25 protein-coding genes and 2 tRNA genes are annotated in these 18572 nt (G+C 61.5%); 11 read left to right on the top strand and 16 right to left on the bottom strand.

All coding sequences use genetic code 11. The features are described 5' to 3' along the window. The first annotated feature begins 781 nt into the window (after positions 1-781). Both pyp and pcl read left to right on the top strand, forming a co-directional pair. Positions 782-1168 (top strand): photoactive yellow protein, encoded by a 387-nt coding sequence (pyp, locus tag IGW03_RS34640; RefSeq protein WP_228536280.1) that lies wholly within the window; start codon positions 782-784, stop codon positions 1166-1168. Positions 1169-1170: 2 nt separating this feature from the next. Beyond that, the gene (pcl, locus tag IGW03_RS34645; protein ID WP_194726955.1) at positions 1171-2484 is read left to right on the top strand and encodes a 4-coumarate--CoA ligase; all 1314 of its coding nucleotides are present in this window, start codon (positions 1171-1173) and stop codon (positions 2482-2484) included. Between the two features lie 26 nt (positions 2485-2510). On the opposite strand, the gene IGW03_RS34650 is transcribed toward pcl, so the two are convergent. Then, a tRNA-Arg gene (locus IGW03_RS34650) sits at positions 2511-2586 on the bottom strand. Positions 2587-2995: 409 nt separating this feature from the next. Between IGW03_RS34650 and IGW03_RS34655 the strand changes: the two genes are divergently transcribed. Beyond that, complete coding sequence (locus tag IGW03_RS34655; protein WP_194726956.1) at positions 2996-3901, top strand: c-type cytochrome; 906 nt, start codon at positions 2996-2998, stop codon at positions 3899-3901. A gap of 114 nt (positions 3902-4015) precedes the next feature. Here IGW03_RS34655 and IGW03_RS34660 read toward each other — a convergent pair whose 3' ends face one another. The 5 genes from IGW03_RS34660 to IGW03_RS34680 all read right to left on the bottom strand — a co-directional run bounded on the left by IGW03_RS34660 (position 4016) and on the right by IGW03_RS34680 (position 6679). Then, positions 4016-4708 (bottom strand): YiaD family glycine zipper/OmpA-like lipoprotein, encoded by a 693-nt coding sequence (locus IGW03_RS34660; protein ID WP_194726957.1) that lies wholly within the window; start codon positions 4706-4708, stop codon positions 4016-4018. Between the two features lie 116 nt (positions 4709-4824). Further along, positions 4825-5190, bottom strand: a complete 366-nt coding sequence (locus tag IGW03_RS34665; protein WP_194726958.1) for a hypothetical protein — start codon at positions 5188-5190, stop codon at positions 4825-4827. Between the two features lie 21 nt (positions 5191-5211). Then, positions 5212-5610, bottom strand: a complete 399-nt coding sequence (locus tag IGW03_RS34670) for a phage holin family protein (RefSeq protein WP_194726959.1) — start codon at positions 5608-5610, stop codon at positions 5212-5214. 8 nt (positions 5611-5618) lie between these two features. Further along, positions 5619-5921, bottom strand: coding sequence for an ElaB/YgaM/YqjD family protein (locus IGW03_RS34675; protein WP_194726960.1), 303 nt, complete (start codon positions 5919-5921; stop codon positions 5619-5621). A gap of 230 nt (positions 5922-6151) precedes the next feature. Continuing rightward, positions 6152-6679, bottom strand: coding sequence for a hypothetical protein (locus IGW03_RS34680; protein WP_194726961.1), 528 nt, complete (start codon positions 6677-6679; stop codon positions 6152-6154). 202 nt (positions 6680-6881) lie between these two features. On the opposite strand from IGW03_RS34680, the gene IGW03_RS34685 reads away from it, so the two are divergent. Continuing rightward, positions 6882-7301, top strand: a complete 420-nt coding sequence (locus IGW03_RS34685; protein ID WP_194726962.1) for a hypothetical protein — start codon at positions 6882-6884, stop codon at positions 7299-7301. Between the two features lie 117 nt (positions 7302-7418). Then, a complete protein-coding gene (locus IGW03_RS34690) occupies positions 7419-7913 on the top strand; it encodes a hypothetical protein (RefSeq protein ID WP_194726963.1) in 495 nt (164 codons plus the stop codon). A gap of 224 nt (positions 7914-8137) precedes the next feature. On the opposite strand, the gene IGW03_RS34695 is transcribed toward IGW03_RS34690, so the two are convergent. After that, positions 8138-8629 carry an energy transducer TonB family protein gene (locus tag IGW03_RS34695; protein ID WP_194726964.1) on the bottom strand — a complete coding sequence of 164 codons (492 nt, stop codon included), beginning with the start codon at positions 8627-8629 and terminating at the stop codon, positions 8138-8140. A 181-nt stretch (positions 8630-8810) separates the two neighbouring features. On the opposite strand from IGW03_RS34695, the gene IGW03_RS34700 reads away from it, so the two are divergent. Then, entirely contained in the window at positions 8811-9344 is a 534-nt protein-coding gene (locus tag IGW03_RS34700; RefSeq protein WP_194726965.1) for an SRPBCC family protein, read from the top strand. A 43-nt stretch (positions 9345-9387) separates the two neighbouring features. Here IGW03_RS34700 and pip read toward each other — a convergent pair whose 3' ends face one another. Then, entirely contained in the window at positions 9388-10350 is a 963-nt protein-coding gene (gene pip, locus IGW03_RS34705) for a prolyl aminopeptidase (protein ID WP_194726966.1), read from the bottom strand. A gap of 195 nt (positions 10351-10545) precedes the next feature. Here pip and IGW03_RS34710 point away from each other — a divergent pair, with 195 nt between their 5' ends. Both IGW03_RS34710 and IGW03_RS34715 read left to right on the top strand, forming a co-directional pair. Beyond that, positions 10546-11061 carry a DUF6622 family protein gene (locus IGW03_RS34710; RefSeq protein ID WP_194726967.1) on the top strand — a complete coding sequence of 172 codons (516 nt, stop codon included), beginning with the start codon at positions 10546-10548 and terminating at the stop codon, positions 11059-11061. A 66-nt stretch (positions 11062-11127) separates the two neighbouring features. Continuing rightward, a tRNA-Asp gene (locus IGW03_RS34715) sits at positions 11128-11204 on the top strand. Positions 11205-11358: 154 nt separating this feature from the next. Here the strand turns inward: IGW03_RS34715 and IGW03_RS34720 are convergent. Together IGW03_RS34720 and IGW03_RS34725 are read right to left on the bottom strand one after the other, a co-directional pair. Continuing rightward, on the bottom strand, positions 11359-12267 hold the full coding sequence (locus IGW03_RS34720; protein ID WP_194726968.1) for a recombination-associated protein RdgC: 909 nt from the start codon (positions 12265-12267) through the stop codon (positions 11359-11361). Between the two features lie 267 nt (positions 12268-12534). Continuing rightward, the gene (locus IGW03_RS34725; RefSeq protein WP_194726969.1) at positions 12535-13062 is read right to left on the bottom strand and encodes a hypothetical protein; all 528 of its coding nucleotides are present in this window, start codon (positions 13060-13062) and stop codon (positions 12535-12537) included. A 530-nt stretch (positions 13063-13592) separates the two neighbouring features. On the opposite strand from IGW03_RS34725, the gene IGW03_RS34730 reads away from it, so the two are divergent. Both IGW03_RS34730 and IGW03_RS34735 read left to right on the top strand, forming a co-directional pair. After that, on the top strand, positions 13593-14021 hold the full coding sequence (locus IGW03_RS34730) for a hypothetical protein (RefSeq protein ID WP_194726970.1): 429 nt from the start codon (positions 13593-13595) through the stop codon (positions 14019-14021). 2 nt (positions 14022-14023) lie between these two features. Then, on the top strand, positions 14024-14929 hold the full coding sequence (locus IGW03_RS34735) for an NAD(P)/FAD-dependent oxidoreductase (RefSeq protein WP_323745064.1): 906 nt from the start codon (positions 14024-14026) through the stop codon (positions 14927-14929). A gap of 17 nt (positions 14930-14946) precedes the next feature. On the opposite strand, the gene IGW03_RS34740 is transcribed toward IGW03_RS34735, so the two are convergent. The 5 genes from IGW03_RS34740 to IGW03_RS34760 all read right to left on the bottom strand — a co-directional run bounded on the left by IGW03_RS34740 (position 14947) and on the right by IGW03_RS34760 (position 17386). Further along, entirely contained in the window at positions 14947-15381 is a 435-nt protein-coding gene (locus IGW03_RS34740; RefSeq protein WP_194726971.1) for a hypothetical protein, read from the bottom strand. 151 nt (positions 15382-15532) lie between these two features. Beyond that, positions 15533-15850, bottom strand: coding sequence for a DUF2288 domain-containing protein (locus IGW03_RS34745; protein ID WP_194726972.1), 318 nt, complete (start codon positions 15848-15850; stop codon positions 15533-15535). Between the two features lies 1 nt (position 15851). Beyond that, complete coding sequence (locus IGW03_RS34750) at positions 15852-16070, bottom strand: SlyX family protein (RefSeq protein WP_194726973.1); 219 nt, start codon at positions 16068-16070, stop codon at positions 15852-15854. Between the two features lie 93 nt (positions 16071-16163). Further along, complete coding sequence (locus IGW03_RS34755; RefSeq protein ID WP_194726974.1) at positions 16164-16847, bottom strand: SDR family oxidoreductase; 684 nt, start codon at positions 16845-16847, stop codon at positions 16164-16166. A 95-nt stretch (positions 16848-16942) separates the two neighbouring features. Further along, complete coding sequence (locus tag IGW03_RS34760; RefSeq protein WP_194726975.1) at positions 16943-17386, bottom strand: hypothetical protein; 444 nt, start codon at positions 17384-17386, stop codon at positions 16943-16945. A gap of 182 nt (positions 17387-17568) precedes the next feature. Between IGW03_RS34760 and IGW03_RS34765 the strand changes: the two genes are divergently transcribed. Beyond that, positions 17569-17835 (top strand): hypothetical protein, encoded by a 267-nt coding sequence (locus tag IGW03_RS34765; RefSeq protein WP_194726976.1) that lies wholly within the window; start codon positions 17569-17571, stop codon positions 17833-17835. A 103-nt stretch (positions 17836-17938) separates the two neighbouring features. Here the strand turns inward: IGW03_RS34765 and IGW03_RS34770 are convergent. Then, positions 17939-18572: porin (locus IGW03_RS34770; RefSeq protein ID WP_194726977.1), on the bottom strand; the 634-nt coding region annotated here is incomplete at its 5' end.

Genomic DNA, 18572 nt, shown 5'->3' on the forward strand with positions numbered 1-18572 from the left:
ACGCTTGAACAACGTGTGCCGGCACAGTAAGTCCCTGCTTTTGGAGCAAAGGTGACGTTTGCCGAGCGTGGCGGCGGGCAGGAAGAGGTCCGAGAACTGGTGCCACGTATTTCGAGCGTGGCGGAACAGGAGTGGATAAGCAAGGCACGTCGCTCACGCGTGGTTCGAGCAGGCGAAATTGGCGCTCGAACGCGGCGCGTCAAGGCCTGGAAGGCGGCTGATATCGTCATTCAAGCGTGGTCAGGAGCGGTTTAAGGTCTTTACACCTCGATAAGGCGCCGAAAAAGCGGAATTGCTAAGGCAAATGCACGTTGTTCGAGCGTTGATTACTAACGTAGGCCGAGCGAGCAGGCACGTAGCTCGCGCGAGCGGGACTCGTAGGCCAAGCGAGGCAGACGCGTAGCTGGAGCGTGTCAAGAACGTTTCCCAAGCGAGCGTCACTTTATAAAACACTATAAAAATCAATAACTTAAATCAACTTTTGAAGCGCTTAATCGGTTTTTAATCTTTGTAATCCAACGCGCCGCACGCTCGAAAAACGAGTCTGGTGCATGGCCACCGGAAAATAAGCCTGATTGCCAGTTTGCGGACTGGCTGCGGTGAGACGAACGATCTGCAAACATTGAGCCAAATCAAATAACCTATTTTGTCCAAGACAAAGCATTGACAAGCTCCAACACAAGTGTGAACATCAATATGTTTTCTCAAGGAAACATTTTATTCGCGGAAAAAATAAGACTTCAAATACAAACTTATAAGAGAAAGATAAAGGAATAATCACATGAGCGACTTGGAACTGATTTCCTTCGGCAAAGCCGACATCGATAACGTGCTCAAAAAAATGTCAACTGGCGACATAGACAAACTCGCCTTTGGCGCCATCGAACTGGACGGCAAGGGCACCGTCCTCAAATACAATGCGGCGGAAGGTGCAATCACCGGCCGCAATCCGGCATCGGTCATCGGCAAGAATTTTTTCCGTGAAATCGCACCCTGCACCGCCACTCCCGCCTTCAAGGGCGTGTTCGAGCAAGGCGTCAAGGAAGGCAATCTCAATACCCTGTTCGAATATGTCTTCGATTACCAGATGAAACCCACCAAAGTGAAAGTGCACATGAAGAAAGCACTCAGCGGCGGCAATTTCTGGATATTCGTAAAACGGATCTGACCATGCATCTCGATTCAGGCGAAGCATCGGCAAACGTCGGCGCGTGGTGGAAGGACGAACAGGCACTGCAGCGCTTCATCTGCAGCCTGGTTGCGTCGGATCTGTCGGCCCTGCGTCCGGGAGGCGTCTCGCTGCCCAGCCTTCCATGGAAGGCCGGCTTGCACCTCATCGACGACCTCGGCGCCGACTCGCTTGAACTGCTGTCGATTGCCACGGCCCTGGCCGAATCCCTGCACATGCACGAGGCGGGACTCGAAGATTATTTGCTTGCCCGAGTCACCGTCGGAGAATGGGTCGGCATCGCCCAGACCAGCCTGCAGCATTTTTCGTCGGCGCTGACGTTCAGGACGTCGGGCAGCACCGGCCAGCCGAAACCCTGCCGCCATTCGCTGCCGCTGCTGGAACAGGAAGTCGAGGAACTCGCCGACCTGTTCCGACATCGCCGGCGCATCCTGTCGGCGGTTCCCGGCCATCATATTTACGGTTTTCTTTTCACGATACTGCTGCCGCGCTCCCTGGGCATCGATGCAAGCAACATCATCGACCTGCGCGGAAGTTCGCCGGCCCGCCTCGCGCGCGAACTGAAAGACGGCGATCTCGTTATCGGCCACCCGGAGTTCTGGCGCGCAGCAGCAAGGCTGGCGCCCTCGGTTCCCGCCGGCGTAATCGGCGTCACCTCCACCGCGCCCTGCCCGGCTGAAGTCAGCCAGGCGCTTGAACAAGCCGGCATGCACAAGCTGGTACAGATCTACGGCAGTTCCGAAACGGCCGGCATCGGCTGGCGCGACGATGCTGCCAGCCCCTATCACCTGTTCGAGCATTGGAAACGAGCGGAAGGGTCCGACCACCGGCTGATTCGCCAACTGCCGGACGGACAGGAGGTCCTCTATTCCTGCCAGGACCTGCTGCAATGGACCGGACCAAGAGAGTTCACCCCTGCGGGCAGGATGGACAATGCGGTCCAGGTCGGCGGCATCAATGTGTTCCCGCCGCGTGTACGAGACGTGCTGCTACGGCATCCGGATGTTGCCGATGCGGCAGTCCGCCTGATGCGTCCGGAAGAAGGCACGCGCCTCAAAGCCTTCATCGTTCCCCGGCGGCTTGATATCGATCATGCGGACCTGCAGGCTCGATTGCATTCCTGGGTCTCGGAACATCTGACCACACCGGAACGGCCGAAAGCCTTCAACTTCGGCGAGCAGCTGCCGAAAAGCAGCATGGGCAAGGATGGGGATTGGTCTATCGTGGCGACGTCTCGACCGGCAGCCGAGGTGCAGTTGGCACTACCCACATCACGACATGGATTCCTGCTTTGAGTGAAATGCGGATGAAGGAATAAAACTGGCGCGGCTGGCGGGGATCGAACCCACGACCCTTGGCTTCGGAGGCCAATACTCTATCCACTGAGCTACAGCCGCGTAGGAGGAACTGGAAAGAGGCTGAAGAATACCTTTTTTCGCGTGGCTCGTCCATGTGAATGCGCCAAGGAATTTGATTGTGCTGTTCTTCAGCCATGACCTGGCGTCTGGCGCCTCTCTTTTTTCCGGCATTCAACTTGGTCCTCAGGATTCCGACCGAGCTTCCAAAATTGCGTGGCGTGCCCTGCCTGCAAATCTGCCGAGACAAGGAAAAACGCACCGCAACACTGCTATAAGCCAGCAAAAACAGCGGATTTCACATAGATCATTCCCTCTGTTCTTTCGTTCCAAACCCTGAACTTTCCGACTATAATCAAGAGTTTTGCAAGGTGTTGCGCTGCCTGACGCAAGAGCTACTGGCCCGATTTGCGCACCCAACCATCGGTTTTAAAAATGCACTGAGGGAATAATGAGCGACGCACATAACCAACACGAGACACTGATCAAGACGCCGAAGCAGCTCATCGCAGCAGTCGCTGCCGGTTTTTTGATTCCAATCATCTGCATCGTGCTGCTGGTCCAGTTTGTGGCCAATGAAAGCAAGACGGGCGCAGGATCCGACAGCCAGACTCCGGAAGCCGTCGCCGCCCGCCTGAAACCGGTGGCCGACGTCGGCTTTACTCTCAAGGATGCGAATGCTCCCAAAGTGCTGCAGACCGGCGAAGCCGTCTACAAGGCGGTGTGTGCGGCATGCCACACTACCGGTGCTGCAGGTGCGCCGAAGCTCGGCGACGCGGCCGGCTGGGCCTCGCGTATCGGCCAGGGACAGGCAACGCTGGTTGAACATGCGATCAAGGGTATTCGCGCAATGCCGGCCAAGGGCGGCAATCCCGATCTCGACGATGTCGAAGTCGAACGCGCCGTGGTTTATATAGCCAACCAGTCGGGCGGCAAGCTGAAGGAGCCCGAGGTCAAGGCCGCTCCCGCAGCGGCAGCGGCGGCACCTGCGGCGAACGAAGCCGGTGCGCAAACCGCATCCGCAACCCAGCCGGTCGCGTCCTCGCCTTCGCAGCAGACACAGGCAGTCGCCAGCGCAGCACAGCCGGCAGCTGGCAGCGCAGCCAAGGTCGACGGCAAGAAAATCTACGACAGCGCCTGCGTGGCCTGCCACGGTGCCGGCGTTGCCGGTGCGCCGAAGGTCGGTGACAAGGACGCCTGGGCGCCGCGCATCAAGCAGGGTTCCGCAACCCTCTACGAACATGCCATCAAGGGCTTCCAGGGCAAGAACGGCGTGATGCCTCCGAAGGGCGGCTCGACTGCATCGGATGAGGAAATCAAGGCTGCCGTGGACTACATGGCCGACGCATCCAAGTAATTCTTCCCAAGCGGGATAGACATTAAAAAAGCCGACCTTCGGGTCGGCTTTTTTGTTGGCTGCCGAATGGAATCAGCAGCAGCGAATCGGCAGCAGCTCCGGTGACGTTCCGGTTCAGCGCGCCTGTACCGGCTGAGGCACCTGCTGTGCCGCAGCCTGCGGTTCGGCGACATAGATTTCGACGCGGCGGTTGCGTGAGCGGTTGGCCTCCGTATCGTTGGAAGCAATCGGTTCGTGCGAGCCTCGGCCATCGACGCTGATGCGGTTGACAGCCACGCCGCGCGCCGTCAGGTAGTCGCGCGTATTGGCGGCGCGATTGACGGAAAGCGGGTTGTTGATGGCATCGCCGCCGGTGTTGTCGGTATGGCCGATGATGGTGACGCGGCTATAGGGATTTTCGACGAGACCCGATGCGAACTTGTCGAGAATCGGACGGAAATTGGGCTTGATGTCGGCGCGGTTGGTATCGAACGAGATATCGGTCGGAATATCGAGCTTGAGACGGTTGTCCGCGGTCTGGGTCACCTGTACGCCGGTGCCCTGCGTCGCCTGCTCCATCTGCCGCTTCTGCTGCTCCATGCGGCTGGACCAGATGTTGCCGATGATGGCGCCTGCCGCGCCGCCGACTACGGCGCCGGTCGCTGCCCTGCGGCCGCCTCCGGGCCCGACCGTGCCGCCCAGCACCGCGCCCAGACCTGCACCCACGCCGGCACCGGTGGCGGTGCCGCGCTGCACTTCATTCATGTTGGCACAGCCGCCAAGTCCGACTGCGGCGGCGAGCGTGATGACGATAATTTGCTTGCGCATTTGCATGTCCTCTTGGTTGAAAAACAACGATTGGACACTATCCGCGCAAAGCGAGTTCGTCTATTTACAAATGGTGATGATTGCTTACGAATGGAGGCAAAAGGCAAGCCGGAAATTCATTCTCCAACCGGCCCGGCCTGATCACGCTGCACAGTTCCCGGCCGCTTGAGGCGGAAAGCCAAGTAGGCCATGCCGGCTGCGGCCGCGGTTCCGAGCACGGTTTTTGTCACGCCTTTCTTTTCCAGCACGCGCTTCGCCAGAGGCAGGGCAACAGGAGCGATCGCCTGCAGATCGGCTGCGGACAGGTTGCCGATGCGGCGCATGGCGAAATCGCTGGCAGTCGTCTTGAGATGATGCAGCGCGTCGCCGATCAGTACTTCACGGCGCGTCCGGGCCGACAACGCGTTTTTCGCCAGCACCATGTCGGCGCGGCGCAGCGCCCCTTCTGCGATCAGCTGCTTCTTGCGTTCGGAATCTTTCATGCGGTCCTCTCTCCTTGCGGTCTACAGCAGCGCATCGCGGTCCTTGCGCAGTTCGGCCATGGTGGCAGGCAGCGACAGCTTGTCGCGGGTGAGCAGCGAACGCAGCTGGAACAGCAGGGCCAGCGAGAGCAGGGAATAGAGTGCCGCCATCAGCAGCAGGATCGTCCATCCCATCGCATCCCAGGCGAGCACCACGATCAGCGCAGTCCACAAGCCCAGCGCAAACAGCAGGACGACGAGGCCTGCTACGCCAATGAGGGTCGCGCGCAGCAGGTTGTCGCGCACCTCGCCCGCTTCCAGCGCGGCGAGTTCGAGACGATTGTGCAGCAAGGCGAGCGCACTTTTCGCGGCGCCCGCGATACCGGCCAGCAGGCCGGGTTCGGATTCAGGGATGCCCGCCCCGGCGGATTGATGGTCCATACGCCTGGTTACCGGCGAGACAGCAGCAGACCGATCAGCAGTCCTGCGCCCGCCGCGATGCCGGCCGCCTGCCACGGACGCTCGCGCACGAAGTCGTCGGTCGTCTGCGCGGCGACCTTGCCTTTTTCAAGCGCAATGGCCTGGACTTCCTGCGCCCGCTCCATCGCGGTATCAAGCAACACCAATCCTCTTGCGCGCAACTCATCGGCCTTGTCGCCGGTGCTATGGGTCGCTTCGCGAAACAGGTCCTGCGCCTCTTTGATCAAGGTCCTCATGTCGTTGCGGACGGTCTTGATATTGGAAGTCTGCATGGCGATTCTCCTTTGGCATTGAAACGGTTGCGGCCGGCATGGCGCTCTGCATCTATGCATGGCAGCCGCGGCCAAGCCGGCTTGATGAAATTCTACGCGTTCGACTACGGAAGACAGAAGCGGCACTTTATACCAAGTCGCGAGGACCGCGCAAAGCGGCGCTCTCGCCGGCATCATGCCAGGCGGCCCGGGTGCCGCCCGAAAGCATCAAGGTACGGAATACGGAAAGATCAGGAAGTCTTGCCGCGTTCGCGCAGCTCTGCGATGCCTTCAATGCTGCCGAGCCGGATGACGACAGGATTGCCCGACAGCGTCTGCTGCGTGGGGCGCCAGGCGAACAGCCATTCCTTTTCCGCCGACAGCTGGCGTGCTTTCGAAAAGACGGCGCCCAGCGGGCTCGGCCTGCCGTAGGAAATGGCGGCATCGATGCCGGCCCAGCTCGGCAGCACGCGCTGCGCGGCCCGGTGCACTCTCTCGCCGAAGGCCTCGACATCGTGAATGACGAGGCAGCAGTCGGCGCCGCCGAATGCGTCGAACAGAAAATCATCCCAGGCACTGGCCATGCTCAGGGTAAGAAAACCTGCGGGCACAAGCGCCGGCTTCGGTCCGAACGGCATGATCTGGTCGCCGCCCGGCATGGCATAGGCGGTGGAGACCGGCGGGCACAGGCGGAATTCGCCGTGCATCAGGGAGCGTTCGAGCCATTGTCGTTGCGAATAGCGGTATAGCTTGGAGGGGCGGGCGTAAGAGCCGGCCATGGAAAGGGACTGCAATGGATTCATGAAGGCAATCGGGTAAGTCGTGCAGCCATTTAAACAGATTCACGCGTTGCTGACAAACAAAGCCCTGCCGTCGGCACGGAACAACGCAGCCGCAAAATTTCCGCTGCACATCGTTTATCATGCGAAATCAAGCGGCCGGCCCGTTTTGCAGGCCGCCTTCAACGATTCAGGAGTTTTCATGCGTTCGATTCTTACCGCCATGGCAGCCGTCGTTCTGACGCTCGGCAGCGCAGCCGCGCAGGCATCCGACCTCAATGTCGGCGTCAGCGTCGGCGGCCAGATCAGTCCCGGCGTCTACGGCCGTGTCGATATCGGCAATACCCCGCCGCCGGTCGTGTACCAGCAGCCCGTCATCATCCAGCGCCAGGCGCGCCAGGTGCGGCCGGTATACATGCACGTTCCGCCGGGCCATGCCAAGAACTGGGGCAAGCACTGCCATAAATACAATGCCTGCGCACAGCCCGTCTACTTCGTCAGATCGGGCGAGTACGAAGGCAGGGGCAATGGCCACGGCGGCAAGCACGGCGGTCGCCATGGGCACGATGATCACCATGGCCATGACAGGAAGGAAAGGAAGCACGGGCACCATCACGACTAAACTCGCCGTGAGCTCGTTTTCGCTCAAACCTTGCCAATGTCACTCGCACTGCTGATCAGGAGATCGCAGGCGGCGCTTCTTCTCATTTCCACGGCAAGGCAATAAAAAAGCGGCCCGATGGCCGCTTTGCTTTTTGCAACATCCCTCGCTTACTTGCTGCTGGACGTCGGCGATGTGCCTTGTCCCGAAGCCGATTCCGAACCGGAACCGGCTGTCGCGCCAGAGGACTCGGACTTCTTGACCTTGCTTGTTTTCTTGTCGCTCTTCTTGGCCTTGGTGTCGCTGCCTGAAGAACCCGAGCTGGCTGCCGCGCCGCGGTCGCTGCTGGTGCTGGATGCGGTACCGGAGCTGCCGGATGTTGCACCCGGGCTGGACGTATTCGGCGGAATCGAAGTCGATGTGCCGCTGCCGCCTGCCATGCCGGCATCGCTGCCGGTGCCGGCGCCCGAGGATCCGGTGGCATTTTGCGAACGTACCGTTGATGAGGGGGATGTGGAACTGCTGCCGGCACCGGTCGACTGCGCCAGAGCCAGCGAAGAGACGGATGCAATCACGACAAACGACAAGGTACGAAGTTTGGTTGTCAGGGTCATAGCTACCTCCTTTAATTAAAAGAAAAGCATCACCGATGCAGCAGCTTGGATGCAGGCCTGTTGGGCTTGTTCAGGAAAATCGGCTGTGCAATGCCGCAAAAAGCCTGGTGCTTTTAACAAGCCATTGAATTAAAAGAGGTTTTGGCAATGTAATTATCTGTAACGGCAACCTCTCCTTGTGGTTGAAGCGGAAAGGAGCGACGGCTTGAATATGAAATCAGGCGGCCCGGCTACCGAAGGCTTTCATTCATCCATCTGCGGCAATGCCAGGCTGCGCAGCTGGAAACGCCCGTCATTATTGAACAGCCAGGTTTCCGAAAGCTCGACTTTTCCCTGGCGCAGCAGATGCGATGCCGGCTTGGGAAAAGGCGCGGCATTGCGCAGCGAAGCCAATGCCGTGGCTTCCGTTTCGCGGTCGCGGTTGGAGCGCATGATTTCGCTGCGCAGCAGCCGGCCGCCGCTGTCGACCGAATAGCGCACCACGATCACCGAACGCAGCAGCGCCTGCGGACGGGTGGTATAGACCTTGATGGAATTGACTTCCGTAATGCGCTGCGCCAGATCCCGCTTGTAACCGTTCACGGTGTTTTCGGTAGAGGTGGCATCCGGATAAGTATCAACACTCTCGACGCGCGGGAAGCCGCCGGCGGAACGTTCCCTTGGAGCATCCGCCGGGCGGGTCGAGCATCCTGCGCAGACGAGGACGGCAAGCATGGGTAGGAGTTTGGGTTTCATGGCGTCGGGCGAAGGTAAGGGAACAAGAGCCTGCCATCCGGGATCATTCAAGGGTCGCCATTCCCGATGGCGGGTTCATCGAAATTAATCCAGCAAGGATGGCGGCCGACAGCAATCTTACCGGCGGTTACATGTTTGCCGCCAGTCCCTGGACCATGTCCGGTTTCGCCATGAGGAGAGCATGATGTTTGGTCAGTTCGGCTTCCAGTCTTCAGGCGTGCGCGCGCAGGCGCAGCGCGGCTACCGCGACGGCAACGGCTTCTTTGCAGTCGAGGCGAGCGGATTCGCGCGGGCGGGCCTGCCGCAGGCATGGGCGGTGATGAGCGACTACGACCGCCTGGCCGACTTCGTGCCCGATCTCGTATCGTCGCGCGTGCTGTCGCGCAGCGGCACGGCTGCGGTTGTCGAGCAGGTCAGCCGGGTCGGCGTCATGCTGATGTCTTACGTGGTTCGCATGCAGATACGCATCGAGGAGCATCCGATGTCGGCGCTCGATGTGTCGCTCCTGTCGGGCGACATGCGCCACTATGCGGTGCGCTGGGAGCTGGAGCCCTCGCGCCGCGATGGAGTCGAAGGCACCCTCCTGCGCCTGTGCGGCGAACTCGAGCCGCAGTTCTTCATTCCGCCCATGGTCGGCCAGCCTCTGGTGCAGGGTAATGTCAGGCAATTGATGGAAGCGGTGGTGGCTGCGATAGAGCGGCGCGCCACGCATTGATGCATTGATGCATTGATGCAGCGATGTTCGGCCATGCATGTCCTCAGGCAAACCGGCGTTCCTGCCGGAACTGCTCGGTCGCGGCAAGCAGCGCGCGTGCAATGCCGGGTTCGTAGCCGGAGTGGCCGGCATCACCGATCATCTGCATTTTCGCTTCCGGCCAGGCTTGGTGCAGGCGATAGGCGCTTGCGGGCGGACAGATAACGTCATAACGTCCTTGCACGATCACCGCCGGCAGATGGCGGATGCGCCCGATTCCGCGTATCAGCTGGTCCTCGGTGAAGAAGCCTTCATGCAGAAAATAATGCGCTTCCAGGCGTCCTATCCCAAGGCTGACCTGGTCGGTGGTGAAGTCGTCGATCGCCTGCAGGTCGGGTTTCAGGAACAGGCAGCGTCCTTCGTAGCGGCTCCAGCTGCGCGCGGCCGGCAGATAGACGGCCGGGTCGTCGCAGAACAGGCGCTTGCGGTAGGCCTGCAGCAGGTCGCCGCGTTCGTGTTCGGGTATGTGGGACGCAAACTCCGCATGCACCTCCGGGAAGAACCAGCCGATGCCATTCATGAACCAGTCGATCTCGGCCGGCGTGCAGAGAAAAATGCCGCGCAGGATGAAGCCGAGGCATCGATCCGGATGCGCTTGCCCGTAAGCCAACGCCAGCGTCGATCCCCAGGAGCCGCCGAAGACCAGCCACTGCTCGATACCGAGCATGACGCGCAGGCGCTCGATATCCTCGATCAGCAGCGGCGTGGTGTTGTTGCGGTATTCCCCCAGCGGCGTGGACTTGCCGGCGCCGCGCTGGTCGAACAATACGATCCGGTAATGGCCGGGATTGAAGAAGCAGCGATGTCGCGGCGAGGTTCCGCCTCCCGGGCCGCCATGCAGGAACAGCACCGGCAGGCCTTCCGGGTTGCCGGACTCTTCCCAGTAGAGCGCGTGCATCTCGTCCACCTGCAGCATGCCGTGCCGGTAGGGTTCGATGGGCGGGAAAAAAGGCGCGGTGTCGGTCATCGGGCAACTCCGGAATGCGAATGAAAGCATTGTAAGCCGCACCGGGCGAACCGTCCCTGGAATAGCATCCATCTCCGACCGCGCTTGCTATCCGGTGTTTCACACCCCATTTTCCGCAATTCGTCGCAATCCGCTTCCAGCCCGCCACGGCGGCTACCAGAATTGCTGCATCGCTCACCGAAAAAGGAGACGGCCATGCTGCAGCAACTGTTGATCAACACGCCCGTCTGGGTCTGGGGATTGCTTGCCTTCCTGATCTTCCGCGGCATGCTGGCCAGCGTCGGCCGCGAGACCGGCATCCGAAGACTGTTCATCATTCCGCTGGTCATGCTGGGCTTGTCGATGCACGGCATTGCGGCAAGCTTCGGCGCCGATCCATTCGCGGTGCCGGTATGGCTGGCGGCAACCGCTGCGGGTACCGCAGTGGCGTGGGCACTGTTCAGCCTCGACAGCGTAAGCGTTTATCCGGAACGCGGCAGCGTTTTCCAGCAAGGCAGCTGGATGCCGCTGATACTGATGCTGTCGATCTTCCTGGTGAAGTACGGAGTGAACGTCATCCTGCACATTGCGCCCCATGCAAGGCATGACAGCGCGTTCTTGATCGCCGTCTGCCTGCTGTACGGCCTGTTCAACGGGATTTTCTTCGGACGCCTGCTGCGCATTCTGGCAATTTATCGCCTGGGAGTAGCCAGGAAATATAAATTGCTGTAGACTTGCGGTCCTTCAGATGTGGTGACACACATCGGCATGACCGGCAGCGCCGGACATGGGTTTTTAGGAGTGGTAGTTCAGTTGGTTAGAATACCGGCCTGTCACGCCGGGGGTCGCGGGTTCGAGCCCCGTCCACTCCGCCAAAATTCAAAAAGACGAACTTCGGTTCGTCTTTTTTTCGCCTGCGTTTTTATGCATCCCTTCTTCCTGCGCGATGCGGTGGCGATGCCATGATCCGCAAGACAAGGCCGACAATGCAGGCAAGGCGGATGCATCCGCCCTGCACTTCATCGCCGTTCAGGCCGCTTTCTTCTGCTGCTCTTCCCCGCCCAGTGCGACGACCAGGTCGGCGATCAGCTTCGCCAGTTCGCCGGTCATCAATGCAAAGTCGGTATCGAAACGCTCGTCGTCGTTCTGCGTCGATGTGTCGTTCTCCTTGAGCACATCCAGCGGCGCGACGCGCTTGATCGCCAGCGATTCGGTCAGCACGAACGAGATGCGGTCGCTCCAGGTCATCGCCAGCCGCGTGCACTGCTTGCCGGCGGCGATATGGCGGCGCACGTCCTCCGCTTCCAGCGTGTGGCGCACATAGCGCACCGTGGCCTTGCCTTCATTCGTGGCGCGCAGCTCGGTGTCCTGATCGACGGTGAAACCGCCGGGCGCTTCATCGGCGGCCAGCCAGTCAGTCATGGCCGACAGCGGCGAGCGCTCGGTGCGCAGCGTGGCAAAGGGCAGCGTCTCCAGCGACTTGAGCAGCAGCTTGAACACTTCATCGGCCTTGGCCGGGCTGGCGGCATCGACCACCAGCCAGCCGTTGACCGGATCGATCCATACGCGGGTGCTGCGCTGGATGCTGAAGGCGCGCGGCAGCAGTTCATCGGCGACCTGCTCCTTCAATTCCTTCATCTGCTTGCGGCCGGGCTTAAAGCCCTGCTGCTCTTCGAGTTCGGCGGCGCGCGCCTTGGTGACCTGGTTGACGACGGTGGACGGCAGCAGCTTCTTTTCAGTGTCGAGCTGCAGCAGCATCTGCCTGTTGACGGTATGGACCAGCATGCCGTTGCCGCGCGGGGATTGCCAGCCCTGGCTTTGCAGTTCACTGCTCGAGCAGGGTGCGAATTCCAGCTTGACCAGCGCAGCCTCCAGTTGCTCCGATGTCATGGTCCATGGGGCAGTGAGACGATAGATTTGCAGATTCTTGAACCACATGCTGGGCACCCAAAAAGGCGCCATTCTACACGCGGGGTCAGGCAGCGTCAGTTGCGATTTGCAACAGCCGAATCGCTTTGCAACAGCGTGCGACAGCGTTGTTTTCCCGCCAAGGAGACTGGACCGCGGACGCGTTTCATGCTCATCGAGCCGCAGCGCGCGCAAGCGGTTCGGCACGCGTCGACGGATCGACGCGCGATCTGCCTATCGCAGTAAAAACGCCGCCGGCAAGCGGCGGCGGGCATCGGTGAAATGCCTGGAGGAAGATCAGCGGCCGGAGGTCGTATTCAGGCCGTCGACGTTGCGCTGCATCGGAGGTTTGGCATCCGAGTTCTTGACCAAGTCGTTGGCATCCTTCTTGTCGGCCTTGTACTGCGCCTTCGCTTCCTTCTTGCTCTGCTTGTATTCCTGCTTGGCTTCCTTGCGGGCCTCGCGGCGCTGCACATAGGGATCGTTGGAGGCGCTGGAAGGATTGCCTGCGGCGGCAGACGAAGAACCCGTTGTTACGGTGCCGGCAGCGGAAGTGCCCGATGTGCCGCTCATGCTGCCAGCGCTGCCGGAGCCGCTGGCGGTTGCGCCGGACTTCGGGGGAATCGAAGTCGATGTGCCGGTGTTGCCCGCCATGCCGGCATCGCTGCCGGTGCCAGAGCCGCTTGAGCCGGTTGCATTCTGTGCCGGGACGGAACCGGCCGATGCGGCGCTGCTGGTGTCTGTAGCTGTGGTGCTCTGCGCATAGGCAAGGTTTGCCAGTGCGACGATTGCGGATCCGAACAGGATCTTGTGCAGTTTTGCCATGATGGACTCCTGGAAATTGAAAAAGAGATCGACGGCGCGTTCATGGATGCTCCGGACGATTTCTCCCGTCCAAACCGAACCGCCGTGGACTGACGCAGCCATGCAAAAGGCCCGTCCGTTAGCCAAGTGACAAAATCGGCAAAAGGAAAGTTCCGAGGCCGCTCGCTTCGCATGCGATCCCGATTCATCTCCACGCGCCGTGCCTTGTTCAGGGATGCGGTCAAATTTACAGCGGGAGTGACATATCTGCACGCGGAAGCGTCCGCTCCGGGAACGTGCCGCGCGCCGTTCCAACGCGTCGCGGCCAATGATTCACATGCCCGGCGGAGCGGCCCCGGCATGGACGCCACATGCGAACGCATCCCGCAAACGCAGCGGCATGGATATTGCTCGAACGTTGTCCGAAGTGCCCAAGCTTCGGGCAGCATTCGCTCGCGTACTGCGCGGGCATGCCTTACCTTGTCCGTGCGGCAGGTGGAAAAGTGCGGACAATACCATCACACTGATCAAAGATCGAAGGAGAGCACATCATGGCAACCAGTACCCTGGACCCCGACAACATTCCCGAACCGGACCGTCAGCTTGCCAAAGGGCATGACACCGATTCACTCGGTCCCAGCGATCTTTCCGACACCGGCAGCGATGTGCAGGGCGGCCTGCGCTGGGCCGGCGAAATGGATATCGGCCTCGACAAGGGGACCAACGAAGATCCCGACACCGGCCGCCACGACATGACGGCCGGCCCGGACTTGGGTGATACGGGTCTCGACAGCGATACCGATTCGTCGGGCACCGGCGAGCGCGCCGCAGCAGGCCGCGACTCCGACATCGAAGCGGGCGCGGACATCGATGTCGACAGGATCGACCGCGTGAATGCGGACGACGATGACTTCGATCAGGATGACATGTTCACGCCTCCGCCGGGTTCGAAGTACCGGCAGCAGCAGGGCCGTCGCTGATCGTGAAGGATGTCGATTGCCTGATCATCGGCGGCGGCGCGGCCGGATTGACTGCAGCAGTTTATCTGGCCCGCTTCCGCCGCCGCATCGAAGTGGTGGACGGCGGCACCAGCCGCCTGCTCCAGATTCCGACTTCCCACAATTATCCCGGCTACCGCAGCGGCATCCATGGCAACGACATCCTGTCGCGCCTGCGCGCACAGGCGGAGGAATATGACGTCCCCGTCAGGCCGACCGTCGTCGAATGGCTGCGGCGCGAAGAGGACGGCAGTTTTACCGCCGGCGCCGGCGAGCTGCTCTGGCATGCGCGCAGCGTCATCCTTGCCACCGGCGTGGTCGATGTGGAGCCGGCCTTCGCCGACGTCAAGCAGGCGGTCGCAAAGGGCTGCCTGCGCTACTGTCCGGTCTGCGACGGCTTCGAGGCGAGCGGCAGAAGCGTCGGTGTCATCGGGCACGGCAAGGGCGGGCTGGGCGAAGCCGCATTCGTCAGTCATTTCGCTTCCGGCGTCACCTTGTACACCCTGGACGAAGCCATCGATCCCGATCCCGACGAACGCGCACGGCTGGACCGCACAAAGGTGCAGGTCGTGCATGAACCGGTGGCGGGCTTGTCCCTGGCCGAAGGCGGCGGCATGTGCATCGAACTGCGCAGCGGCCAGCGGCACTGCGTCGATATCGTTTATGCCGCGCTCGGCACCACGGTCAATTCAGGGCTGGCCCAATTGCTCGGCGCGCGCCAGACGGCCAAGGGCGAACTGCTGGTGGACGAGCATATGCAGACCTCGGTCGACGGCCTTTACGCCGCCGGCGACATCGTTGCGGGACTGAACCAGATCACGGTTGCGCAGGGCCAGGCGGCCATTGCGGCCACCGCCATCCACAACCGCCTCAATGCATGGCATGACTGACGCCGAGGCCGAGGCGACTACATGTCGCCTTCGGATACCAGCAGATCGGTGACGAGGACTTCGCGTACCTTGTCGGTGCGCAGGAAGGCGTTGCCGGCCTGCCGGAATGCCTGCTGCAGTTCGGCGATGCCGCCCGGCGTGCGCACGCGCACCGGATCGGCTTCCATCAGGGTGCGCGCCATCACTTGTTCCAGCGCCCGCTTGTTGCCGGCTGCCCAGTCGGCATCGTTGCCGGTGGTCCTGACCGCCAGGCCGGCGCGGATCGAATGGCCGTCCCGGCTGATGGCGATCGACGGCAGCGTCAGGTAGCGCGTCTCGGCTTCGCGTTTCTGCGTGTATTGCAGATAGAACCAGACGGCCGCGAATCCGACGGCGAGGGTGAGGAAGGCTGCGCCGATGGCAAGAGGCAGCAGGCGATCCTGCGTGCCGGATTTCGGAATGGGTTTGGGCATGATGCGGTAATGACAAGCGGCTTGCTGAGCGCTCTCATTCTAACCGCTGCCATGGCAAGTCCTGCGGCCCGGCGCCCTGCAATGCGCGCTGCTGTACGCCTGCCGCAACAGTCTGCCTCCCCTATCGCTTCAGCGCCGCCGCGGTGCGCAGTCAATGCAGCTGCTGCACCTTTTCGCACTGCACGAGTATCCAGGGCTTGACGACCACGGCCCACAGGCTGCGGTCCGCCTCCAGCCAGGCTTGGGCCTGGGTATCGTTGGCCTTGGCGATGAGGCCGTCGTTCATCCATTTCGCCACGGCGTTCTTGTCGTCCTGGGCGATGCGCACCGCCACATCGACCAGGTCGAGCGTGTCGCTGACCACGATGACGGCGCCGCCGGCATAGAAGCGCTGCAGTTCCGTCCATGGCAGGCGCGAGGTTTCGCCATTGATCTTGGCGCGAAGCAGTTCGGTATGGTTGTCGCTCATGTCAGTAATGGGGAGGTTTTTCGTTGATCGGCGCGGCCTGCGCACCGTCCCTGGCCGCGTCGCGCATGTCCTTGACGTGACGCGCGAGCGCTGTGCACAGCGCTTCGAGTTCGTCGATTTTCTTCTGCTGCTCGTAGATCGTGCGGTTCAAGGTATCGACCAGGTCTTCCTGCCGCGCAACCTTGATCTCGATGTCCACCAGGCGGTCTTCGGTTGTCATGCTCGCCCTTCAAAAAAGCATCGATTGTAGAGCCTATTCGGCATCTTTTCGGATTGGACGTTCCGAACGGATGCGAGGCAGCCGATCAATCTCTCAGCGCGCCACCCAGCCGCCGCATACCGGGAACACCTGGCCGACGAAACAGTTCGCCGCATCGCTGCAGAGATAGGCGGCAAACATGGCGTCCTCGCGCTGGCTGACCAGACGGCCGAGCGGCACTTCCCGCTTCAGCCTTTCCTGGAAGGCCGGCATGGCCTGCACCTCGGGCGGAAAGTAAGTGGGATTCTCGACGAAGTTCTGTGCAATCGCGTTGACCTGCACATTGTGCGGCGCTGCTTCCACGCCTACCGCCTGGATATAGGCAAGCTGGGCGCCGCGCGCGGCGCTGTAGGTCGAAGCGCGCTTCATGCCGCGCAGGGCGGAGGCGCTGCCGATCAGCAGGATCTTTCCCGACTTGCGCTCGGTCATCTGCGGCAGCACCGCACGCACGAGGCGCGGCAGCGGATCGACCATGTGCGCAAACGCATGGCGCCATTCCTCGTCGCCGACCTGGACGGCGGGCGTGCTCGGCGCGGGAACGGCGAGATTGATGATGAGCGCATCGACATGGCCTGCGGCCTGCATCATCGCCGCGACTTCGGCATCGTCCTGCAGAAGGCTCCTGTCTGCGATGGCCTCGGCGCCGAGCTCGGCCAGCACTTCGCACAGGACCGGCCCCATGAAGGTATCGGCCTGGGTCACGAGAATGCGCTTGCCTTTCAGATTGAATGCCGTCATGCCTGTCTCCGTATGCTGTTGAATGAAATTTTGGTGAAGCTATTTTACGGTCTGGCATCGGAGGCCGCAGGAAGGAGCTCGGCGCGGGATGATTGTCAGACGGAAGGTCCCGGCAGCGACGGCGTCGTTCCGGACTTGCTGCGGCTGCGTGCCATGCAGGCACCAATGATGTCGGCCCGATGGTCAGCGGCGGCTTTCGGTTCGCGGAACACGGCGGTGGCCGCCTCGATCAGGAACTGCGCGTCTTCGTCGTCCTGCACGAACCAGCGCAGCTGCGGAGGAAATGCCTTGATGACTTCGAGGTCTTCATGAATCCTGGCAAGAAACTGCTCTTCGGTGATGCCGCGGTCGCGGGCCAGCGCAGCATTGCCGATGAAGTCGCCGGCTTCGACGCAGTCCTTGGCCGACGGCACGCCTGCGGTGCTTGTTGCGGCAAGGAACGCCAGCAATACCGGCAGTGCCGTCGACAGCGGCGGCCTGTGAAACCGGCACCGCGTGCATGTTGTCTGTACCCATTGAATGCAAGCTGCTGTCTGCATGGACATCTCCCGGGCCGTCACCTTCAGCTTGGAGCGGCGCGTCGCGAGGAGATTCCATCCTCGTTCCGGGAGGTATTGCTGATGCTCAAGCATCGGCGAAGTTCCGGCTGCAGTATCATCGGTCATGAGTGCAGGCGCCTGCATGGCCTTCATGCACAGGCGCATTCAGAACAAGGTAAGCCATGAGATCAACCAAAGCCAGTGCCGCCATCGCCCGGCTCAATGAACGCGATGCGGACCATCGCTATTCGCTCGGGATCAATGCCGCGGGGCTGTTCTATCTGTTGCGCGCCGCACCGGGCGCCAAGCCGGAAAAGGTCAGCGACGATCTGCCGCTGGATGAATTCGTGCAGCTGGTCAACCGAACCGGTCCGCAGAAGAAAGTGAAGATCAGCAAGCTGGATGTCGCCTTCGAAAAGCAGCTCGCGGGACGCAGCCGCACCGAATGAGCCGGTGAGATGGAGACATGAAAAAAGCGCTGCCCGCCCGAAGGCGGAACAGCGCTTTTTGTGCTGGGAGCACGATCAGGTGCAACCAGACGCGATCAGACGATCAGAAGCGGTGACGTACGCCGATGTTGAAGACCGACGGATCCAGACCCGCTGCAGCCGGGCTGCCCACGGTCGCAGCCGAATCGTTCTTGATGCGCGCATACGAGGTGTACAGGTTGGTGCGCTTGGACAGCGCATGGGTGTAGCCGATGGCCCACTGGTCCGCATCGCGCGTGCCGCCGCCGATGTCGTCGTTGCGGCGGATGTAGGACGCCAGGATGGTGCCAGCGCCGATCGGTGCGCTCACGCCGATCAGGGCGTCGTCGCGGTCGAGGTTGGTCACGCCGACGGCTGTTTCGCCCTTGCTGCGCGCATAGGCGGCATGCAGCTTGGCCACGCCGAAGTCGTAGGTGCCGCCCAGGAAGGTGGTCTTGGCATCGCCTGCGTCAACGGTCAGGCCGGCTGCGACTGCCGTGACGTTCTGGTCATGATGGGCCAGGATGACGTTGATCGGGCCGGCGGAGTAGCTGGCCGACAGGCCGACCTGGCGGCCGGTGGAAGTGCTGCCGGCGACTTCGCCGAAGCTGTACTGCGCCTGGGCGCTGAAGCCGCCGAAGTTGGGCGAGGTGTAGTTCAGGGTGTTGTCGGCGCGCTCGCCGTAGACGCTGAAGACGTTGGCGGCATTGCCGGCCAGG

Source organism: Noviherbaspirillum malthae (assembly GCF_015352985.1).
GTDB classification, from domain to species: Bacteria; Pseudomonadota; Gammaproteobacteria; order Burkholderiales; family Burkholderiaceae_D; genus Noviherbaspirillum; species Noviherbaspirillum malthae.